Source organism: Herpetosiphon sp., from assembly GCF_003512625.1.
Taxonomy (GTDB): domain Bacteria; phylum Chloroflexota; class Chloroflexia; order Chloroflexales; family Herpetosiphonaceae; genus Herpetosiphon; species Herpetosiphon aurantiacus.
Genome location: NZ_DOPT01000032.1, coordinates 1 through 18421, shown reverse-complemented (window position 1 = coordinate 18421; position 18421 = coordinate 1). Strand labels below are relative to the sequence as shown.

The 18421-nt window shown below is 51.3% G+C and carries 14 protein-coding genes; 4 read left to right on the top strand and 10 right to left on the bottom strand.

Annotation, left to right across the window (positions count from 1 at the left end; translation table 11 throughout):
• Positions 1-12: 12 nt before the first annotated feature.
• The 3 genes from DEF47_RS07695 to DEF47_RS07685 form a co-directional block, all read right to left on the bottom strand.
• The gene (locus DEF47_RS07695; protein ID WP_012191224.1) at positions 13-576 is read right to left on the bottom strand and encodes a cob(I)yrinic acid a,c-diamide adenosyltransferase; all 564 of its coding nucleotides are present in this window, start codon (positions 574-576) and stop codon (positions 13-15) included.
• Between the two features lie 9 nt (positions 577-585).
• Positions 586-1587: a hypothetical protein gene (locus DEF47_RS07690; RefSeq protein WP_041304697.1), complete on the bottom strand. Its 1002-nt coding sequence runs from the start codon at positions 1585-1587 to the stop codon at positions 586-588.
• Between the two features lie 322 nt (positions 1588-1909).
• A complete protein-coding gene (locus tag DEF47_RS07685; RefSeq protein WP_012191222.1) occupies positions 1910-3295 on the bottom strand; it encodes an MATE family efflux transporter in 1386 nt (461 codons plus the stop codon).
• A gap of 229 nt (positions 3296-3524) precedes the next feature.
• On the opposite strand from DEF47_RS07685, the gene DEF47_RS07680 reads away from it, so the two are divergent.
• The 3 genes from DEF47_RS07680 to DEF47_RS07670 are packed head-to-tail and all read left to right on the top strand — an operon-like array spanning position 3525 to position 6720.
• The gene (locus DEF47_RS07680) at positions 3525-4001 is read left to right on the top strand and encodes a flavin reductase family protein (RefSeq protein WP_012191221.1); all 477 of its coding nucleotides are present in this window, start codon (positions 3525-3527) and stop codon (positions 3999-4001) included.
• Positions 4002-4015: 14 nt separating this feature from the next.
• On the top strand, positions 4016-5341 hold the full coding sequence (locus tag DEF47_RS07675) for an alpha/beta hydrolase (RefSeq protein ID WP_012191220.1): 1326 nt from the start codon (positions 4016-4018) through the stop codon (positions 5339-5341).
• A gap of 14 nt (positions 5342-5355) precedes the next feature.
• Positions 5356-6720, top strand: coding sequence for a cyclic nucleotide-binding domain-containing protein (locus tag DEF47_RS07670; protein WP_012191219.1), 1365 nt, complete (start codon positions 5356-5358; stop codon positions 6718-6720).
• Here the strand turns inward: DEF47_RS07670 and DEF47_RS07665 are convergent.
• From DEF47_RS07665 to DEF47_RS07635, 7 genes are all read right to left on the bottom strand, one after another.
• Complete coding sequence (locus tag DEF47_RS07665) at positions 6706-7758, bottom strand: STAS domain-containing protein (protein ID WP_012191218.1); 1053 nt, start codon at positions 7756-7758, stop codon at positions 6706-6708. The two genes, DEF47_RS07670 and DEF47_RS07665, sit on opposite strands and share 15 nt — an antisense overlap.
• Before the next feature lie 104 nt (positions 7759-7862).
• Entirely contained in the window at positions 7863-8504 is a 642-nt protein-coding gene (locus tag DEF47_RS07660; RefSeq protein ID WP_012191217.1) for a M23 family metallopeptidase, read from the bottom strand.
• On the bottom strand, positions 8501-9139 hold the full coding sequence (locus DEF47_RS07655; RefSeq protein ID WP_012191216.1) for a glucosaminidase domain-containing protein: 639 nt from the start codon (positions 9137-9139) through the stop codon (positions 8501-8503). Before DEF47_RS07655 ends, DEF47_RS07660 begins: the two co-directional genes overlap by 4 nt.
• Positions 9140-9167: 28 nt before the next feature.
• Positions 9168-9749 carry a hypothetical protein gene (locus DEF47_RS07650; RefSeq protein WP_012191215.1) on the bottom strand — a complete coding sequence of 194 codons (582 nt, stop codon included), beginning with the start codon at positions 9747-9749 and terminating at the stop codon, positions 9168-9170.
• 390 nt (positions 9750-10139) lie between these two features.
• The gene (locus tag DEF47_RS07645; protein WP_012191214.1) at positions 10140-10712 is read right to left on the bottom strand and encodes a DinB family protein; all 573 of its coding nucleotides are present in this window, start codon (positions 10710-10712) and stop codon (positions 10140-10142) included.
• A 12-nt stretch (positions 10713-10724) separates the two neighbouring features.
• Positions 10725-13829 (bottom strand): ATP-binding protein, encoded by a 3105-nt coding sequence (locus DEF47_RS07640; protein ID WP_012191213.1) that lies wholly within the window; start codon positions 13827-13829, stop codon positions 10725-10727.
• Between the two features lie 72 nt (positions 13830-13901).
• A complete protein-coding gene (locus DEF47_RS07635; RefSeq protein WP_012191212.1) occupies positions 13902-14084 on the bottom strand; it encodes a Sec-independent protein translocase subunit TatA/TatB in 183 nt (60 codons plus the stop codon).
• Between the two features lie 340 nt (positions 14085-14424).
• Between DEF47_RS07635 and DEF47_RS07630 the strand changes: the two genes are divergently transcribed.
• On the top strand, positions 14425-18078 hold the full coding sequence (locus DEF47_RS07630) for an AAA family ATPase (RefSeq protein WP_012191211.1): 3654 nt from the start codon (positions 14425-14427) through the stop codon (positions 18076-18078).
• Positions 18079-18421 lie beyond the last annotated feature (343 nt).

Here is an 18421-nt window from a genome sequence, read left to right as displayed (position 1 = left end):
CGGCTAGCACATTTAGGCGCGGCTATCCCAAATGACATCGGGCACGTTGCGCACAAAATTCTCATAGCGAGCCATCACAAACAACGCATCGGAAAGCCGATTGAGATATTTGATTACAAAGCTGCCGATGGTTTCTTCGCGGCTAAGCGCTACGACATCGCGCTCGGCGCGGCGGCAAACTGTGCGGGCAACATGCAAATGAGCCGAGGTTTGCGAGCCACCAGGCAGAATAAAATTCTCCAGTGGGCCAACCGCATCCATCAATTCGTCCATGAGCTGCTCAAGCGCCTCGATGTGTCGCGCCTCAATTTGGGGAATCGGCCATTTTTGCTTATCTTCTTCGAGCATACACAGGTCGGAGCCAAGATGAAATAGCTCGTTTTGGATGGCTTGTAATGGCGCTTGGAGCCGTTCGCTCACGCCAACTGCCAAGGCTACGCCCAGATTGGAGTTAAGCTCATCGACCGTGCCAAATGCCGTAACCCGCAGCGATTCCTTGGGGACTCGCTGGCCACCGCCGAGTGCGGTTGTGCCATTATCACCAGTTCGCGTATAGACTTTGGTTATTCGGGGCATGCTCGTTCCTCACCACGTTTCAGGATTCAACATTGAAATATGCAATTCGTGCTGGCCAAGAATTGGCTGGCTGACCAACGGGCTGCTGGCCCGTGGATTATGAAAGATTGTAAGCGCGGGCTGACCTGTGCGCAAACTAGCGAGTTCGATTCGAATCACAGCGCTCAAGCGATGATGTGCACCCATGCGCAGCATATCACCCAAGGGCGCAAGCCACGCCTCAAGTGGCGGCGCTGGCTGAGCATGATCAACCACGATGATCACTGCTGGCTCACCTGCTGGCAATTGGGTATAGCCACCGCGAATTGCTCGCCACAAACGGTCGCACCACGCCCGATGTGCTCGCCGCGCCAACCCTGGATATTCCTCTTGATACAGATCAATCTGTAAATGTTCGGCTTCGGGCAAGGGTTGGCAATCAACAGGCCGCAGATAAATGCCTGAGCTATGGGTATAGGCGGCGGGGTGAGTCCAGCCACTGAGCATTTGCTCGGCAGCAACATGCAAATAGCGCCGTACCTCGCGATGGCTAATGCCGCTATTGGGATGATGGGTAATTTCCAGCGTCAAACGGGCTGCCAAAGGAATGGTGCTGGCCAAATCACGCAAACGGGCTAAGGTTGTTTGGGCTAAAACCACCGCCTCAGCCGGCAGCAACGACTTAACTTCGATAAACGAGCGCAGATCGCCACGCTCGATCAACAACTCACCAACGTGGCGACCTTCGCCAGGTGGATTGAACTGCAAACTATAATTGGCGCGATCCAAGGCTTGGGCAATCAGCAATTCATCGAGAATCGAAAGCACCACTGCATCGTCGCCAGCGCGTAAGCGGCCAAAAACTTCAGGTGTGAGCCAACCACGGCTACCTGCTTCACGCAGCGCCGCATCGAGAATTATTCGATGTTGCTGATTTTCGGGGGTGGTGTCGGTTAGCAAGGCATAGACAATGCTACCAAACCGCAAGCGCCGCAAATCAGGGTAAAGTTCGCTCAACGTCTGAATCATCATAGCTGCCATCATATCATGGCCTAACAATTCGCAAGTTTAGCTTTGGTTAAGGACGAGGTGTCAGCAGTTTTGATCCACGAAGGACACGAATCGCACGAAGGTTAAGTTTTAGCCACAGATCAGCACAGATGCGTTTGTTTATCTTCTGATGCCAATAGCCTGATCCCTCGTCCCTAACTGCTAGCTGTAATGGTTCGTAGCATTAACAACGGTCAGCATGCCCTCACCCCCTGACCCCCTCGCCCGCCGCCGTGGGAGAGGGGTCGGAGGTGAGGGGTCTTAAACCCGACCCTGCTCCAACCTCAACCATTGCTCCCCAATGCTAAACTTTTGCACTTTGCCATTTGCCTTGTCGGAAGCGCCACCATGCCAAGCTGCCTTGGACGGCAAAATCGGTACACATTGCCAGCCAAATGCCATTCAAGCCAAGGTCGAAGTGCTTGACAAGCAGCCATGCCAGCGGTAAGCGGACACACCAAACACTCAGCATTTTGCTAATCAGTGGCCATTTTGGCTCGCCACCACCACGTAAACTGCCGCTGAAGATGAAATTAGCGGCCAAAGCGGGCTGAGCAAACCCAACCATGCGCAACGGTAAGGCGGCGAGTTGCACTACCTCTTCGTCAGCAACGAAAAAGCGCAAAAAGACTTCTGGCGCAACTACAAACAATAAGCCAATTGCCCCCATGAAGAGTGCTCCCAGCCGAAATGCCTCAAAGCCACTTTCGCTAGCTTGTTGTGGCTGATTTGCTCCCATATGTTGGCCGACTAAGGTTGTGGCGGCTACCGCCAAGCCCATGCCTGGCAAAAACGAAATACTTTCAATCGTGATAATGGTGTTATGCGCAGCATAAGCCGCCGTGCCAATATCGTTGATCAAATGGATAAAAATTAATAATGCGGCCTGAAAAATAAATTGCTCAGCCCCATATGGCAGCCCTTGGCGTAAAATCCGCCAGATCAAATTGCCATCTGGGCGTGGAATTTGATCAAGCTTCAAGCCTGAACGGCCACGAATCAGTGTTGCAAGCACCATTAAGCCACCGATGCCTTGCCCACTCATCGCGGCAAATGCTGCCCCATTAATCCCCATCGCCGGAAAACCAAAATAGCCATTGACCAAGAGCAACGATAACCCTGCGTTGATCCCATTGACGACCAGCATAACCTTGAGTGGGGTGCGCGTATCGCCGGAGCCACGTAAGGCGGCATTGCCCACGTAAAGCATGGCCATTAAGGGCATTGATAAGGCGGAAATACGCAAATAGCCAGCCCCATATTGGCGCACTTGCTCGTTTGCGCCGAGTAAATCCATCAGTTGAGGGGCAAAGCTATAGGCCAAAAATAAACTCAGCAGGCCCATGGCTAGCCCAATTAGCAGGGCTTGGCGCAGGGTTTGGTTGGCTTGTTCGCGCTCGCCTGCCCCCACAAACCGCGCAATAACCACCGTGCTACCGAGGGCTACTGCCATAAAAAAGGTGATTAATGTCCATGTGACTTGGCTCGAAATGCCGGTCGCTGCCAAGGCGATTTGGCGATCGTAGCCATTGGCAGTTGCGACGGCTAAGCTCAAGTGTCCCACCACATAGGTATCAACCAACCCAACCATCAAACTCAATAATTGCTCGCCAACTGCTGGCAAGCCCAACTTTAATACAGCACTCCGTTGGCTGCTTCGCCCCTGTGCTGCGCCTAATGGAATTGCCATGATGCGTCCGTTACCTCATGCAATATGTCGATATATGCATAATAGCAGAAGTCGTGCAAAGTATGAAGGATGCGGGATGCGGGATGAAATTCAAAGCCAAAAGCCAAAGCACATTGTGCTCTTCGTGGGCTTCGTGGATCAAACTGGCCCCTGATCCCTAGCCCCTAGCCTTGCATTGACATTTGAACCTCGTTACAATAGGCGTAGCAATCTGTATGAGGAATATTCGATGACGCTTGACCCTGCTTTGTTTCGGCAAGCAATGAGCCGTTTTGCCAGCGGTGTAACTGTAGTGACAACGATTGTGGATGCGAAGCCCTATGGTTTAACGGTTAGCGCCTTTGCCTCGCTCTCTTTAGATCCAGCTTTGGCGATTATCGCGATTGATAAACGCTCGCCAATGCACGATCTGTTGCTCCAAGCTCAGGCTTTTGCGATCAATATCTTGAGCAACGAGCAAGAATCGTTGTCGCGCCACTTTGCTGGCCCGCAAAAACACGATTGGTCGGAAATTGCGGCGGCGGCTGGCAATCGCAGTATTCCATTGCTCGACGGAGCTTTGGCTAACATGGAATGCGGGCTGTTTCAGGCAGTTGATGGCGGCGATCATACGATTTTTATTGGTCAAGTTGAGCATGTAACCCTGCGCGATGGTCTACCCTTGCTCTATTATCGTGGCGCTTACCACGATCTTGTTCAGCGTTGAAACGAGCACGCAGCATGTGGTTGACCTTAATCTTATTTGTGGTTGGGCTGGGGCTGGCATTTGGCTTAGGAGTGATGGTTGGCCGTCAACGCGGCTTCGCGCTATTTTCTGCGCCTGAAGCTACGCCATTGGTTAATTTTGAGTTTAAAATTCCTGCCGATACCGCGCCTGGTGATCAACTGTATCTGACTGGTTCGTTTAATCAGTGGCGACCGAATGATCCGACCTATGTGCTTTCGCGCAGTGCCGATATTGCCTATGGCGCTTGGCCCTTTACCAATGGCTTGCGGCTTGATTTCAAGTTAACCCGTGGTTCGTGGTCGAATGTCGAAAAAGCCGCTGATGGCAGCGAAATGCCCAATCGAACTGGAATCGCCGCCAGCGGTGCGCAAGTTAAGGGTACAGTGGCGGCTTGGGCTGATCGTCAGCGTGATGCAGCTAAAATTTATGATGAGCGGGTTGAACGGGTCGATTTTTTCAGCCAGGCTTTGGGAATTACCCGCACATTTTATATTTATCTGCCAATTGAAACTCGTAGCGATGAAAACCTGCGTGTACCCAGCCTCTATCTTTTCCGTGGTCATGAACGCGAATGGATCAATAAAACTGAAGATGGGACGCGCGGTGGCAATCGCAATGTGATTGATGTCTACGAGGAATTACGTCGCCAAGATCAGATTGGCCCGATGGTGATGGTGTTTCCAGGCATGACCAACGCCAATGATGGGATTCATAGCTTAGGCATCAATCTCCATTCACCAGAATTAGTGGCTGATCCTTCAATTGGCACTGGCTTATTCGAAGATTTTATCTATCGCGATTTAATTCCCTATGTCGAAACCCATTATCCGGTGCTATTTGGCGGTGCGCATCGCTCGCTTGATGGCTTTTCGTTGGGCGGCTTTATCAGTGTTAATCAAGCTTTGCGCCATCCCAACGAGTGGGCTTCGGTCGGGGCTTACGATGGCTTATTCTTTTGGGACGACCCTGAGAATGCCGAAATTATCGCTGCTCGTGATAGTGTTTTCGAACGTAATTTATTTGATGCCAATTTTGGCGTGCCGCGCGACCATACTTTTGCAGCCCAACATAACCCATTGACCTTATTGCGAATTGATGGAGCGCAGGCTTCAAAATTGCAATGGTTGATCGAATATGGCCCTGAATCCGCCGAGCCCAATGTTAATTATTATCGTGGGGCACGGCTCGATGAGTTGCTGCGCGAAGTCGGGGCGCACAATCGGCTCAGCGGGGTTGTGCCAAATGCCAATCATTCATGGCAAATGGCCGATGAACATATGCGGCGCAGTTTACCCTATCACTATCAACAAACCCAATAATCGAGGCTCAATATATGGCTCCTCTCGCGCTCAATCTCCAAGTTGATGCTTTGCAGAGCCTGCCCAATTTGGCCGAATTACCCACCAACGAAGCCACAATTTTGGCGCGAATTGGGGTTTTTCGGGCTTTTGCGGCAGGCGACACGATTCCGATTGCCCGTTTACGCAGTAGCCAATGCTATGTGATTTTGAGCGGCGTGGCTGATACAGTGATTCTTGATCGCGATGGTGAGCCGATTTCAATTGGCGAGTTGGGCGAGGGCGATTTTTTTGGCAATAGCATCTTTTTTAGCTCACATTCGCTGTTGTATGCCGTCCAAGCCCAAACCCAAATCTTCGCGTTGCAATGGTCGATTGAGCGTTTGCACGAAAAAAAGCAACATCTGCCACTATTTATGCGTTTGCTCGAAGCGAGCTATTTGCAACGCCGCGCGGTTAGTGCCCTGAGCCGTGTGCCGTTGTTTAGTCATGTCAGCGTTGAAGAACGGGCCTTGTTGGCAACCCAACTCACGCGCCAAGAATTTGGCCGTAACACCGTGATTTTTGAGCAAGGCTCGGCTGGCCAAGCCTTATATTTGATCGAACAAGGCCAAATTGCCGTTGAGCAACATGGCGTGATTGTAGCAACCCTCAGCGATGGTGATTTTTTTGGCGAGATGGCTTTGCTCTCGGCAACACCGCACAATGCCACCTTACGTTGTCTAACCCCAACCCGCTGCTTGCACCTGCCGGGTGCGGTTTTTGCGGCCCAAGTTGCCCAACATCCTTCGCTTGAAGCGGCGGTACGGCGGGTGATCGATGAACGGGTGCATCACTCGGAGCGAGTACGCGGCGACCAAACTCGTCAGCATTTGATCAAAGTGGCGGTGCGCTATGGCATGTTTCGTGGCTCGCATGTGTTGGTGCGCCAGCCCGCGCAATGCCCGCCCGATTGCCGAATTTGTGAGCAGGCTTGTGCTGAGCGTTTTGGCCAAACCCGTATGCGGCTCAACGGCGCTAAAATCGAAGATTGGGATATTACTCAGAGTTGTCGGCAGTGTCGAGTTGGAGCCGAGTGCGTTGAGGCATGTCCCGAAGCTGCGATTCAATGGGATGATAATGGGGCGTTACGGATTACTGATGCTTGCACTGGTTGCAACGAGTGTGTGCTGGCCTGCCCTTATGATGCGGTTGAATCGCAAACGATCTTTTTACAGAACCAGCAAGGGCCACTTTGGCAGCTTTGGCAGCGGATGCGCCAGCAATCACATCAAATTCAGCCCAAAACCGTGGCTAGTAAATGCGATTTATGCGCAGGCTATGATGATCGGGCTTGTTTGAGCCAATGCCCAACTGGCTCGTTGCAATTAATCTCAATCGAAGAGCTATTTCCCTTTTGAAGGCTGTAAAACCTCTTGAATCAATTGCTCCAACTGGCCAGTTTTGCCAAAAATGCGCAAATCGACATCGGTAAAGACCAATTGCTGCACAATCTCGCTGGTCATGCCCGTAACCCGCACTTCGCAACCCAAGAGTTTAATCGCTGCTAGCATATCGGCAAAATCGGGCAGCACGCTGGCATCGGGCAATAATGCTCCAGTCATATCGAGAATTAAATGTTGCGCTCGTAGTTGGTAAATTTGTTGGAGCACGGCGCTGCGAATATGGCTAATCCGTTGTTGATCGAGCATACCCGTGATTGGCAGCAAAATCGCATTATTGCCCAAGCGAATAATGGGTGCTTCGAGCAGTTGAATTTGATTAAGCAAGCTTTCTTGACGTTGGGCCAAGGCTTGTAATTGGTGGTTGCCTGCTTGCAGCGATTGATTGGCTTGGGCTAATTCAGCTTGTTGATTGGTGATTAATGCCGTATGTTCAGCTAGCACTTTTTGACTGCGCTGATCAGCCAAGCCAATCACGATCATCATGGAAGTCAAAATCAAAAAAACGACCACAAAAATAATCAATTTTAACAGTAACATCGGCGCAGGAATCATCAACTCCAGCGAAATCACCCCATAAATTTCGAGCAAAGGGAAGGTAATTAATGCTGCCAAGGTAACGACACTGACCACCAGCACATAGCGTAATTCGCGCAGCACCAACATGGTCAAGGCTGGCCAAATCAGATACAGCGTCCAATTCATGCCCGATAATTGGGCACCTGTCGCATCTGTCAGCACAATCACCCCGACGATCAACAAGAAATTGACCACGACGATCCGTGGAGCATGACGCGATTTGCGCAATAGATAGAGAAAAACATTGATAGTCGTGACGAGTGCTAGACCTAGCGCAACTCCCGCCCGCTCCTTTGGAATTTCGACCAAAAACCAAGTGGCGATACCAATTAAGCCAACCATGACGGTTTGGGCAATCACCAAAAGCCGAATTCGCTCAACCAGCGATTGTTGGGGCGTGGGCGTTGCTAGAGCCATAGTGCCTCGTATGTTCGATCAATGAGGAAACTGAGCAAAAGAAAAGCATGAATCAGCGCAAACGATTCATGCTTTTAGAATAGTCTATTTTAGCGCGAAAAACATTACGGTAACGGGTGGTAGTTGAGGGGATTTTGGTTAACCCCATTATGCCAAATTTGGTAGTCGAGGTGCGGACCGCTCGATGATCCAGTTGAACCGATCGTGCCAATGATTGTGCCACGTTCAACATAATCGCCATCTTGCACTTTGAACTCGGAGAGGTGGGCGTAGCCAGTTTTATATTCGTTGCCGATAACCCAAATATGGTTGCCTGCTGGCCACGAATCGGCGGTAACCTCAATATAGCCGCTCATGGTCGCGCGAACAGGTGCACCGACCGAACCAGCTGGATCAGCCGCGCCATCGCCATTACCATCAACCGCTAGATCGATTGCCCCCCAAACTTCGGCAGGCGCGTGTGAGCCAACTCCATAGCCTTGGGTCATTACTACTCGATTGGCGGCAACCGGATTGCCCCATGGTTGATCGCTCGAAATGCCTGGTGGCGCGACCAAGGTATCGCCTTGGCCAACCTGAATTGCTGAGCCAGAGAGGCCCGCAACGCTGGGATTTTCACCGCGCCAAGCGCTGATTGTAGGTGTAGAAGGACGATTGAGCAACAAAAAGAGCACCACAATCAAGCCGAGGGCGACTGCACCACGTTTATAGTTATTGCCATAATCGCTCAAATCATACCAATTCATGAACCTGCTGCTCTCCATGAGTTGACCAATGTGCGCACCGTTTCGACATAATGATTAGTGTCGTTTTCAACTGGTGGCGCATACACTGGGATAATATCTTGAATTGTTGTCAATTGCCATTCGTCGATATATAAATTGCGAATCAGCTTGTACCAATCTTCGATGCCAGCTTCCCAGCTTGGGTATTTGCGATAGCCTTGGTAATCTTCATAACCAGCGGTGGTGCGAATATTGCCAATCGATTGCGTGACCCGTGCAACACCTTGGGTCCCAGCAGTCGATTCGTGAATGAAAAAGGCTAAGCAGTAGGCTGGATCGATGCCATACTTGATACCCATATCATAAATCACTTGACCCTTGCCAGTTGCTGGAGAATTGTAAGAACTGAGCACCTGATCGATTTTTGCAGCAGAAATGGTTGGTACACCCAAAATACTATCGCCGTCGATCGCCCCAAACGAGCCAGCAAGATTACCACTAGCAGATTGGGCGGGTCGGCCTGGAGCACTCATCGAGCTATAAAAGACGTTGCTGCTTCCGCGAAACTGCACGATCATCCAGACCAAAGCAGCCGCCAGCGCAATTAAGAAGAAGGTGCGTCGTCGCGAAGAAAAATCATCAAAACCATATAACATGGATGGGTTCTCCTGGCACGGAGACCACTCATTGTTGCTGGTTCAACAAACTAGCTTGTTCCGCAGCAGTGATCATCCGAAAGCCATCGGCTTGGTTGATATAAATTAGTTGTTCATTTTTGATGTTGACCAATAGCTCCGGACGGGCATCGTTGTTCAGATCGTGGGTCGAAAGGGTGATGGGGGTCAGATCTTCGCCTGCGCCAAAGAGATATGGGCCAATTAGCGTGCGAGCTTTGCTTGCATCGCCTCCAGGGAATTCTAACACAACCACCCGCCGATTCAAATTGATCGCCATAAATTCGCTGGGCAAGCCTTGAGCGCTTTCGTGGCCGACATTGGCAACTAAGTGTGAAACGCGTGGTCGGCCATAGCGTAAATCGTCAATCCAGACCCCAAAAATACCGCTGAGTGTGCCTAAAAGTAGGGCTAAAAGTACCACTACCCCAGCCCAAAGCAACCGATTAATCCAAATTGCGGGCAGCGTCGTTGGTGTTTGTTGCGTTTGAGTGCGCCGATGCGCTTGTTGCGGAGCTGTAACTCGGACAAGTCGTCGCCCCATCGATTGGCGTGGATAATTTGTGCGTAAATTACGACTTGTGACCGCCATAATGCCTCCTCAGGCTAAACGTACATGCTCGTTTACCACTGAAGAAAATTATAGTAGAACTTTTGTTCTATGTCAATGATTGTCACAAGTTTATGTAATGGTTATTGGTTCAGATTACTATGGTGAATTGCTTCCTTCGCCACCCTTCCGTCCCTCCGCCGGAGGGAAACGCAGGGTGTTTTCATCCCCCTGCACCCCCTAAAATTCAATTGGTGCTAGCTATTCATCCACTGCTGAACCAGCAAATCCGTGGTTCGATAGGAAACGCTACCCTTGTGAGAACGCGAGTTTCCGTATAAGCAAAACTGCTAATTAATACTCGTCACCCTCAAATCTAAACTTCCCTCGCCTGCGGCAGCGGGAGAGGGGCTTGGGGGTGAGGGAATGGAACTATTCGCTGGCAACGTGGTTTTGGCGCAATTTGGCAAGATCGTTGAGATGGTGCGCGGTGTGGGCATGCATAAAAAATAACATCTCACGCACGGTTAATTTGCCCAAAGCTGGATGCAGCAATTGATACTGATCAAGTGCTGCTTCATCCCAATGAAAAAGCGTTTCGATCAGCTGTTGATTGAGTTTTTGCCATTGTGCAACCAAGGCTTGTTGCGCTTGCAGGCTGATTGAGCCTTGCGGTTTGGCTGGAATCGAATAGGCCGGAGCGCTAAATCCCTTGGCAATTGCTGCTTGATAACGAGTTTTGATCGTTAAATAATCGGTCGATTGATGCTTGGGCTTGCCAAACAACGTGCTAAGCGTGAACCGTGGTACATAAAACGCCAGGGTCAAAACTTTGGTCAATTGTTGAAGATGCAACACATTCTCAGCCGGTGACCAAACCCCTTCCGGATGAGCAAAACATTCCTCAGGGGTCAAGGCCAAGATTGTGTCGCTAACCGTTGCAACATCGCGTTCTAAAGCAATCATCAATTCACTATGGCTGTAGGGCACTGATTGATCGGCCATGGCAACTCCTTTTTAAATAGAACGCTGATGAACCATTGCTGGTTGCATGCTGCCAAGTTGTTGTTGTAATTGCTGAACCCGTTGATACAAAAAGCCTTGTTCAGGTGTGACGGCCTGTTGTGCCCGTTGTAAGGCAGCATTGGCAGCTAGATAATCGTGGCGTTCTTGCCAAATTTCGGCCAGCCAAATGTTGATTTGGGTTTGTAAAAATGGCGCAGTGAGCAATTCAACTTCGCTGAGTGCTGTGCGCATCAAGACCAACGCTTGATCAAGATCGCCACGGCCACGCGCCACCAAGCCCAAATTAGCACGATAATTGGCAACTTGAGCCGCATTACCATTGGCTTGAGCCACGCTAATTCCGCGTTCAAACCATTCTTCGGCCTCGTCCCAATGCTTTTCGGCTAAGGCAATTTCGCCGCGTGTGCTATACAAATATTGCAATGGCACGCGCAAGGCCAAGCGTTCGGCCAAGTGCAAGCCTGCTTGAATATGGCTATGCGCCGTGACCAAATCGCCGATCAAGGTGGCATTATAGGCAGCATTGTTATAGCCCAAGATAATTTGATATTGCTCGTTGGTGGCGGCGGTGCTGGCAATCGCCAAGGCAAAAGTTTCGACCGCTGCCTTAATTTCGCCGCGTTGCGCCAAAATATTGCCCAACTCAAATTGACAACGCCCAATCAACGAGTGATTTTGCTGGGCGGTCGCAACCTCTAAGGCGGCTTGAATATTTTCGTAGGCTACGTTTAATGGGTAGCCCGCCAAACGTTGGCTAATCGCTAAGAGCAACAGCAAATCGGCTTCGATCAATTGATCATCAATCTTGTGTTTATGATAAATTGCCAAGCCCCGTTCCGCCCATTCGATCACCACCTCAGGCCTGCCGACGACCAAATAGGTGCGGCCAAGCTTGGTGCACACTGCCACAACTCGAAGCCAATTGGCTTGGGCTTGATATTGCGCCAGCGCCGTATGATAAACCTCACGCGCCGCAGGCACTTCGCTATTCCACTCCAAGGCATCGCCCAGCCGACAATAGCGCTCAGGCGTTGGATCAAGCTCAACCGCCTGTTGCCCAAAAGCCACAGCCTCATTCGGTGCTGCCAATGAAAGCGCGTGCTCTAGAGCTTGGTCGGCATAACTGGCAGCCAATTTGGCCTCGCCCGCCTCGCGATAATGCAATAGCAAGCGTCCTGCAATCGCCCGTTGATCGCTATATTCGTGTTGTAGAGCTTGGGCGGCGCGGCGATGCAAAAAGCTGCGGCGGGCGCGACTGAGGCTATTACGGACAACGGTTGCTACCAAGGGATGACTAAAGGTATAGCTATCGCCGTGCTCTTTTAAGATAGCGGCACTGAGCAACCCATCAAGCCCATCGAGGGTTTCCTCATCGGAACGTCCGCCAGTTTCGCGCAGAATACTATAGCCAAACAAGGGGTCAAGCACCGCTGCCGCTTGGACAATTTGGGCTGCTCGTTCTGGCAGACGCGCCAAACGAGCGCTGAGCACATCGACCAACATCGGCGGCACATCAGCCGGATCAGCCGTGCGGCAAAGTTCGAGCAAAAATAATGGATTACCCGCGCTACGTTCGAGCAAGGTCTGATCATCAGGATTAGGATGACCCAATGCACCCAAAAGTTCACGTGCTTCGCTGAGATCGAGCCGTGGCACGTCGATGCGGGTGACCAAACTGCCGCGTTGCCAACCAACCACCAAGCGTTGCAAACGGGCGTTGGCCTCTTCCGAACGATAGGTCACCACCAACACAATCGGCAAATCGTGCAAGCGATCAACGACGTAATCGAGCCATTCGGCGGTGGCTTGGTCGGCCCAGTGTAAATCGTCGATGCCAATTACCAGATGATTGGTCATTACTGCCCGTAAACATTGGGCAAAAGCCTCGAACATACGTCGTCGCTCTTCATCGGCGGGTAACACTGGTGGCTCTGGCAAATTGGGAATATGCCCACGCAATTGCGGCAGTAATCGCGCTACCTCGGCCAACCACATCGGATCAACCGCTGAATCGCCCGAAAAAAGCCGTGATAGGCAGATGCGCTGACCAAATAGTTCGGTCAACGGGGCAAACGGTAAGCTTTGGGTCGATTCAAGGCAGTGCATCGCCAACATGGTGCTATCAGCAGGTAATTGCTGTGCCCATTCCTGCCAGAGCCGCGATTTGCCAACCCCAATTTCGCCAGTAATGAGCACCACTTGCAAGCCCCGTTCGTTGCTGCGCATCAAGGCTTGGTTAAGCAGTAATTGCTCATATTGCCGCCCAACAAAGGGCGCGGCGCGGGGGGCGGCGCGTTTAATTGGCTTGAGCAAGGGCTTTGGCTCAGCAATCGGCGCTGTGACCACAGGTTTGGCTGGTTCTGATGCGTTGTTTGTACTCATCAGTTGGTTGGTTTGCAAAATGCGCTGGCGCAGCATTTGGGTTTCAGGCAAGGGATCGATCCCTAACTCACGCTGCAGCGTATTGGCCAACATCTCATATTGGCGCAAGGCCTCGGCGCGTTCACCTTGCCGCCAATGGGCCTCGATAATCGCCTGATACAACGATTCGGAGAGCGGATCGAAACGCAGGGCGGCGCGAGCTAAAGTCAACACATGCACCCATTGCTGTTGTTTTTGATAATTGCTGATCGCGGTTTGAAATAAGCGCATCGTGGTTAAATGCACCTGTTCGCGCTCGGTCACCAGCCATAAATCAAAATCGGGAGCGTCGGGTAACATCACGCCATCGAGCAATGGCCCTTGGGCAAGCTGCAACAAACGCTCAACGGTTGGTGAAACCAAACCTTCTGCCAAACTGCGTAACTGCCAAAGATCAACCGCACAATCCGGATGCAAACGCAAGCGATCCTCATCGGCTAAGATGATCTCACCACCTAAACTGCGCCGAATTGTCCATAGCGTATTGCGTAAATTTTTGCGGGCGGCTTCATCGCTACTTTCAGCCCACAGCAATGCCAGAAGATGTTCGCGGCGTTGAGGTTGGATGGTTGCTGCAAGATACCCCAAGAGGGCTACCGCTTTGCTGGGAAGCGACTGTGCTTGCTGATTGTAGAGGATTGAAGGAACCCCGAGGAAACGCAGGGCAACGGTCATAGCCCCCCCGTAAGAACAACGCGAGGCACGCGCTACGTGCCTCAACGATGCATGTCAATTGTTAGTAGTCCGTTATTTCGATTCGTTTTTGCTAGCATCGGTTGGTGCTGTGGCATCTTCATCGCGCACACCACGGCGAAACTCGCGAATGCCACGGCCCATTGCTCCACCAAGATCGCCAATCCGCGAAGCACCAAACAATACAATCACAATTGCCAAAATAATTAACAGTTCTGTTACGCCTAAACCAGCCATTGCAAGCCTCCTTGAGGAATGGTATCGCCAATGCAATACCCGTCTATTGCCATTATACGCCGCTGCTAAGCATAGTCAATTAGACTAAAGCTACCTAACAGGGTGAGTCGTGATGATATCTTTAAAGAATGAATGATTTGCGAACATATGATTAAGTTTTGATCATACTACCATATCTAGCGCCCTCCTACAGTCAATTAGTCCTAAAGCTGCTTGATAGAATGACATAATCTGCTAAAACCTATACCTTTTGTTGCCAGTGATCAATTGTTTTCGCCTAGAAAGGCCTTGGACATCAACGCCGCGCCCATACTCTAGACATGTCCACTACAATAGACGTATGCAAGATTGCTCGCTCTACCTATTTGGCTCGCCACGCCTCCAATATGAAACCCAACAGATTGCGCTTGGCAATGGCCCGCTAGCCGCATTATTGGTATTTTTAGCCTTAAATCGCCAGCAGCCCATTAGTCGTTTGCGCTTGGCGGCGACAATCTGGCCCGATTTGCCCGAACCTCAGGCGCGACGAGCACTTTCGGCGACACTCTATCGGCTACGCCAAAATAGCCCAAGTTGTGATGAATGGCTCTTGGCGAACGCCCAAACCTTGCAATTAGGCTCGATTTGGTGCGATCTCCAAGCGTTTCAGCAAGGTGCGCAAAGCAATCAAAGCATCGATTGGCAATTGGCATGTCAATTATATCGTGATGAATTATTGCCTGATGTTGATGCCGAATGGCTCGATGGCCCCCGCGCTGATTTGCAAGCACTGTTTGCCGCCACAATTGCCAAATTGGCGCACCATGCCTTTGCCCAAGGCGATTATAGTGTGGCGCTAACAAGTGCTGAGCGTTGGCAAGCGTTCGATCCCTTCGATGAACAAGCCTGTATGCTCCTGATGCGTTGCCATGTAAGCCTTGGCCGTCCGCACTTGGCATTAACCGCCTATCGTCATTTGTGCGAACGTTTGGCTGCTGATTTGGGCGTTGAGCCAGTTGCCGAAACCAGTGCCCTCGCCGAGCAAATTCGGGCTGAACAAACCTTGCGTCAAACCACGATTGGCGGTAGTTGGCAGAAAATACCATTTGTGGGTCGCACGCATGAACGTTCGTTGTTGCTTGATGGCTTGGATGCTGCCTTGAGTCATAGTGGTGGCTTGGTGCTGCTCGATGGCGCTGCTGGAATTGGCAAAACCCGTTTATTGCACGAATTGAGCCAAGCAGCCCAAGCGCGTGGTTTTCGGGTGGCTTGGGGTGCGGGTCAAATTAATGGTGGCAATTCGCCCTACGCTCCACTTGATCAAGCTCTGACCCAAATCCTTGATCAAAGCCTGCTTGACCAATTTGATCCGATTACACGGCTTGGCTTGTCGGCGCTTGTGCCAAATTTACCCCAATTGAGTCAGCACGATCACGCGAATCGTCCGAGTTTGCCTGCGGCGTTGTTGAATGCCTTACTCGCAGCGACCCAGCAAGCACCATTATTATTAGTACTAGATGATATGCATTGGGCGCAACGGATTGTATTTAATGTGCTGCAATGGTCGCCGAGCCAAATTCAGGCACTCTTACGCTCCCGTTTATTGCTGATCTTGGCCTATCGCGGTAGCGAATCGAGCCATATGTTGCAAGCCTTGCGCCGCATGCGTCAAGAATTGCCAGTTCAATCAGTTAAATTAAATGGCTTGGCGCTGCACGATTTTCAACATCTGGTGGGGCGCTTGTGGCCGAATCATGTGCCGATTCCGAGCATGGCCGAAATTGCCGCTTTACATGCCCTGACTGCGGGCAATCCACTCTTTTTGCAAGAGCAATTATTACATCGTGGCGATGCTCATGAGCACTCATTTCAAGCATTGGTGGCGCAGCGAGTGCAGGCCTTGCCAATGTTGGCGCATCGGGCTTTGGCAGCGGCCAATGCCTTGGGTCGTAGCTGGACATTAGCGGCTTGGCGGTTTGTCGCAGGCACTGAGGTCGATCAAGCCATCCCTGATCTTTTAGATGCGCGGCTGGTGGCGCAGACACATGCAGGTTTTCAGTTTTACCACGATCTGATTGCCGTGGCGGTTGAGCAAAGTTTAGCACTGGAATTATGCCAAGCAGCGGTGCAACAGGCCGCCAATTATTTTGAGCAACAGCCACTTTGTCGGCCCGAAACAATTGCTTGGGCCTATGAGCGAGCACAACGCTGGGCGGCGGCGATTGGAGCCTATCAACAAGCTGGCGAACAAGCCTTGCAAGCCTATGCCTACACGACAGCCCTCGATTATGCCAATCGGGCTTTGGAGTTATATCAGCAAATACCAGTTGATGCCCGTTTGGAATTGACCTTATTGCGCTTGCGTCAACGGGTTTTGGTGTTTTTGGGCCAGCTAGAAGTTTGGCGGGCCGACGTTGAGCGTCTAGAAACTTTGGCTTTGAGTTTGGGCGATCAAGCGGCATTGCTCGAAGTGTATGAAAGCCGGATTGTGCTCTCTTCAGTTGATTCTAACCCAACTGAAATGGCGAGTATTGCCGAGCGAGCTTTAGATTTGGCTCAAGCTCAGCAATTGCCAGCGGTAGAAGCCCGCATTTTAAATACCTATGGCTTTCATTTAATTAGTAGCGCCGCAGTCCAGCCACGCAATAGTTTGCCATTGCTTGAACGAGCAGTTGCCCTAGCCCGTAGCAGCCACGATGATACGGTCTTGGTGGCCGCGCTCTGCTCATTAGCCTTTGCCTACCGGATGCTGGGCGATACCAGCATAGCTCAGCGGATTGCCGCCGAAGCCTTGACCTTGACCGAATTACACCCCTATTTGTATCCAGCGCGGGGCAATGTGTTGCGGGTATTGAGCGAAGTTGGCATTAGCTATGCCGATTGGGAAACCGCGCTTAGCACGATGAACAAATCAATTGAATTGCTCGAAGCGCTTGATGATATTTGGCTTTTGGGTGTGGGTTTGTTCATGTCAACCTTCATCACGACTGCGCTTGGCTTGACCGAAATGGCCCAAGCGACGACTCAGCGTATTCGCCAGATGATTCGTGATTCCAAAATGCCGCCCAACTCCAATTGGTCGTTTTTTGCCCATAGCGTCACAATTTTGGTGGCCTTAGAAGCTGGCGATTTTGAGCAAGCCGAAACGGTGGTGCAAGAAGTGCAGCCTTGGCTTGATCAGGCGCATCAACAAGGCGCAGGGTTATATCTACTCTCGGCAATTGGCGCAATGGAGATTTTTCGCAATCGGCCCGACCAAGCCTTGCCTTTGTTGCGGCGGGCTACAGCCATGTGGCAACAAGCCCGATCAGCCTTTTTGCAACCAATTTTGATGCATGCCTTAGCTGCTCAATTATGTGGTTTTGCTGCCGAAGCCCAAGCGATGTTGGCCGAAGCGGAAGCTATGTACGACCCCAAAGAGCTGTTTTATGCCGATGTATTGCTGCATTTCACGCGGTTTTGGGTGTATGGTGATCGGCTACATTTGCAACATGCCTACAGCTCAATTCACAATCAGGCCAATCGTTTCCGTGACCCAACCCTGCGTGATTCATTTATAAACAATGTTAAGTTGCATGGCATGGTGCTGCAATTGCAACGAGTTGCGCCGCTGGCTGGGGCGATTCGCTCGATGGCTGGCCTGTGGATGCGCCTGACGCGGGTGTATGGCCGTACTCAAATGCTTTCCGAGGGCGGCTATATTCAACGCAAAGTGTTGTTAGTTCGCGCTGATGTGCCCTTGGGCAAATCACTGAGCCACACCGATCGGGTTGAGGTAATTTGGACTTTGCATGCGCCTGAGGATAATCGCTTTAACGATCGCAGCGAATTGCGCATCCATCGTTTGCAGCGCCTACTTGATGAAGCCGACGATGCTGGAGCCGCCCCAACCGACGACGATTTAGCTGATGCTTTGGCCGTTAGTCGGCGCACAATCATTCGTGATATGGCCTTGTTGCAATCCCAAGGCTCGGCTGTGAGCACCCGCCGCCGTCGCGCAGTGGGCGAGGAGTGAGTGAAAGGCAAAAGGCAGAAATCAAAAGGCAGAAATCAAAAGGCAGAAATCAAAAGGCAAAAGGCAAAAGGTAGATGGCTAGGATTCAGGGGTCAGTGGGCAGGGGTCGATAGCTCTGTGGCACCGCAGAAGCATTGGTGCAATTCGTGCACTTCGCGGTCGTCGCGATCTTCGCGGTTGTGGCCCGCGCTTCGTGCTCCTTCGTGTGCTTCGTGGATCAGAACCATGGCATTTGACAAGGGTGGCGAAGGGTGGTAGAATCCTCTGGCTGTCAACGAATGACCGAATGACATTGGTCACGACACACACAACTGATGAATTCACCTACAGCGGTCGATTTGAC

What these genes read in the sequence shown, in the direction of transcription:
- DEF47_RS07695 (WP_012191224.1), bottom strand. Translation starts at nt 576, where the DNA reads ATGCCCCGAATAACCAAAGTCTATACGCGAACTGGTGATAATGGCACA.
- DEF47_RS07690 (WP_041304697.1), bottom strand. Translation starts at nt 1,587, where the DNA reads ATGATGATTCAGACGTTGAGCGAACTTTACCCTGATTTGCGGCGCTTG.
- DEF47_RS07685 (WP_012191222.1), bottom strand. Translation starts at nt 3,295, where the DNA reads ATGGCAATTCCATTAGGCGCAGCACAGGGGCGAAGCAGCCAACGGAGT.
- DEF47_RS07680 (WP_012191221.1), top strand. Translation starts at nt 3,525, where the DNA reads ATGACGCTTGACCCTGCTTTGTTTCGGCAAGCAATGAGCCGTTTTGCC.
- DEF47_RS07675 (WP_012191220.1), top strand. Translation starts at nt 4,016, where the DNA reads ATGTGGTTGACCTTAATCTTATTTGTGGTTGGGCTGGGGCTGGCATTT.
- DEF47_RS07670 (WP_012191219.1), top strand. Translation starts at nt 5,356, where the DNA reads ATGGCTCCTCTCGCGCTCAATCTCCAAGTTGATGCTTTGCAGAGCCTG.
- DEF47_RS07665 (WP_012191218.1), bottom strand. Translation starts at nt 7,758, where the DNA reads ATGGCTCTAGCAACGCCCACGCCCCAACAATCGCTGGTTGAGCGAATT.
- DEF47_RS07660 (WP_012191217.1), bottom strand. Translation starts at nt 8,504, where the DNA reads ATGAATTGGTATGATTTGAGCGATTATGGCAATAACTATAAACGTGGT.
- DEF47_RS07655 (WP_012191216.1), bottom strand. Translation starts at nt 9,139, where the DNA reads ATGTTATATGGTTTTGATGATTTTTCTTCGCGACGACGCACCTTCTTC.
- DEF47_RS07650 (WP_012191215.1), bottom strand. Translation starts at nt 9,749, where the DNA reads ATGGCGGTCACAAGTCGTAATTTACGCACAAATTATCCACGCCAATCG.
- DEF47_RS07645 (WP_012191214.1), bottom strand. Translation starts at nt 10,712, where the DNA reads ATGGCCGATCAATCAGTGCCCTACAGCCATAGTGAATTGATGATTGCT.
- DEF47_RS07640 (WP_012191213.1), bottom strand. Translation starts at nt 13,829, where the DNA reads ATGACCGTTGCCCTGCGTTTCCTCGGGGTTCCTTCAATCCTCTACAAT.
- DEF47_RS07635 (WP_012191212.1), bottom strand. Translation starts at nt 14,084, where the DNA reads ATGGCTGGTTTAGGCGTAACAGAACTGTTAATTATTTTGGCAATTGTG.
- DEF47_RS07630 (WP_012191211.1), top strand. Translation starts at nt 14,425, where the DNA reads ATGCAAGATTGCTCGCTCTACCTATTTGGCTCGCCACGCCTCCAATAT.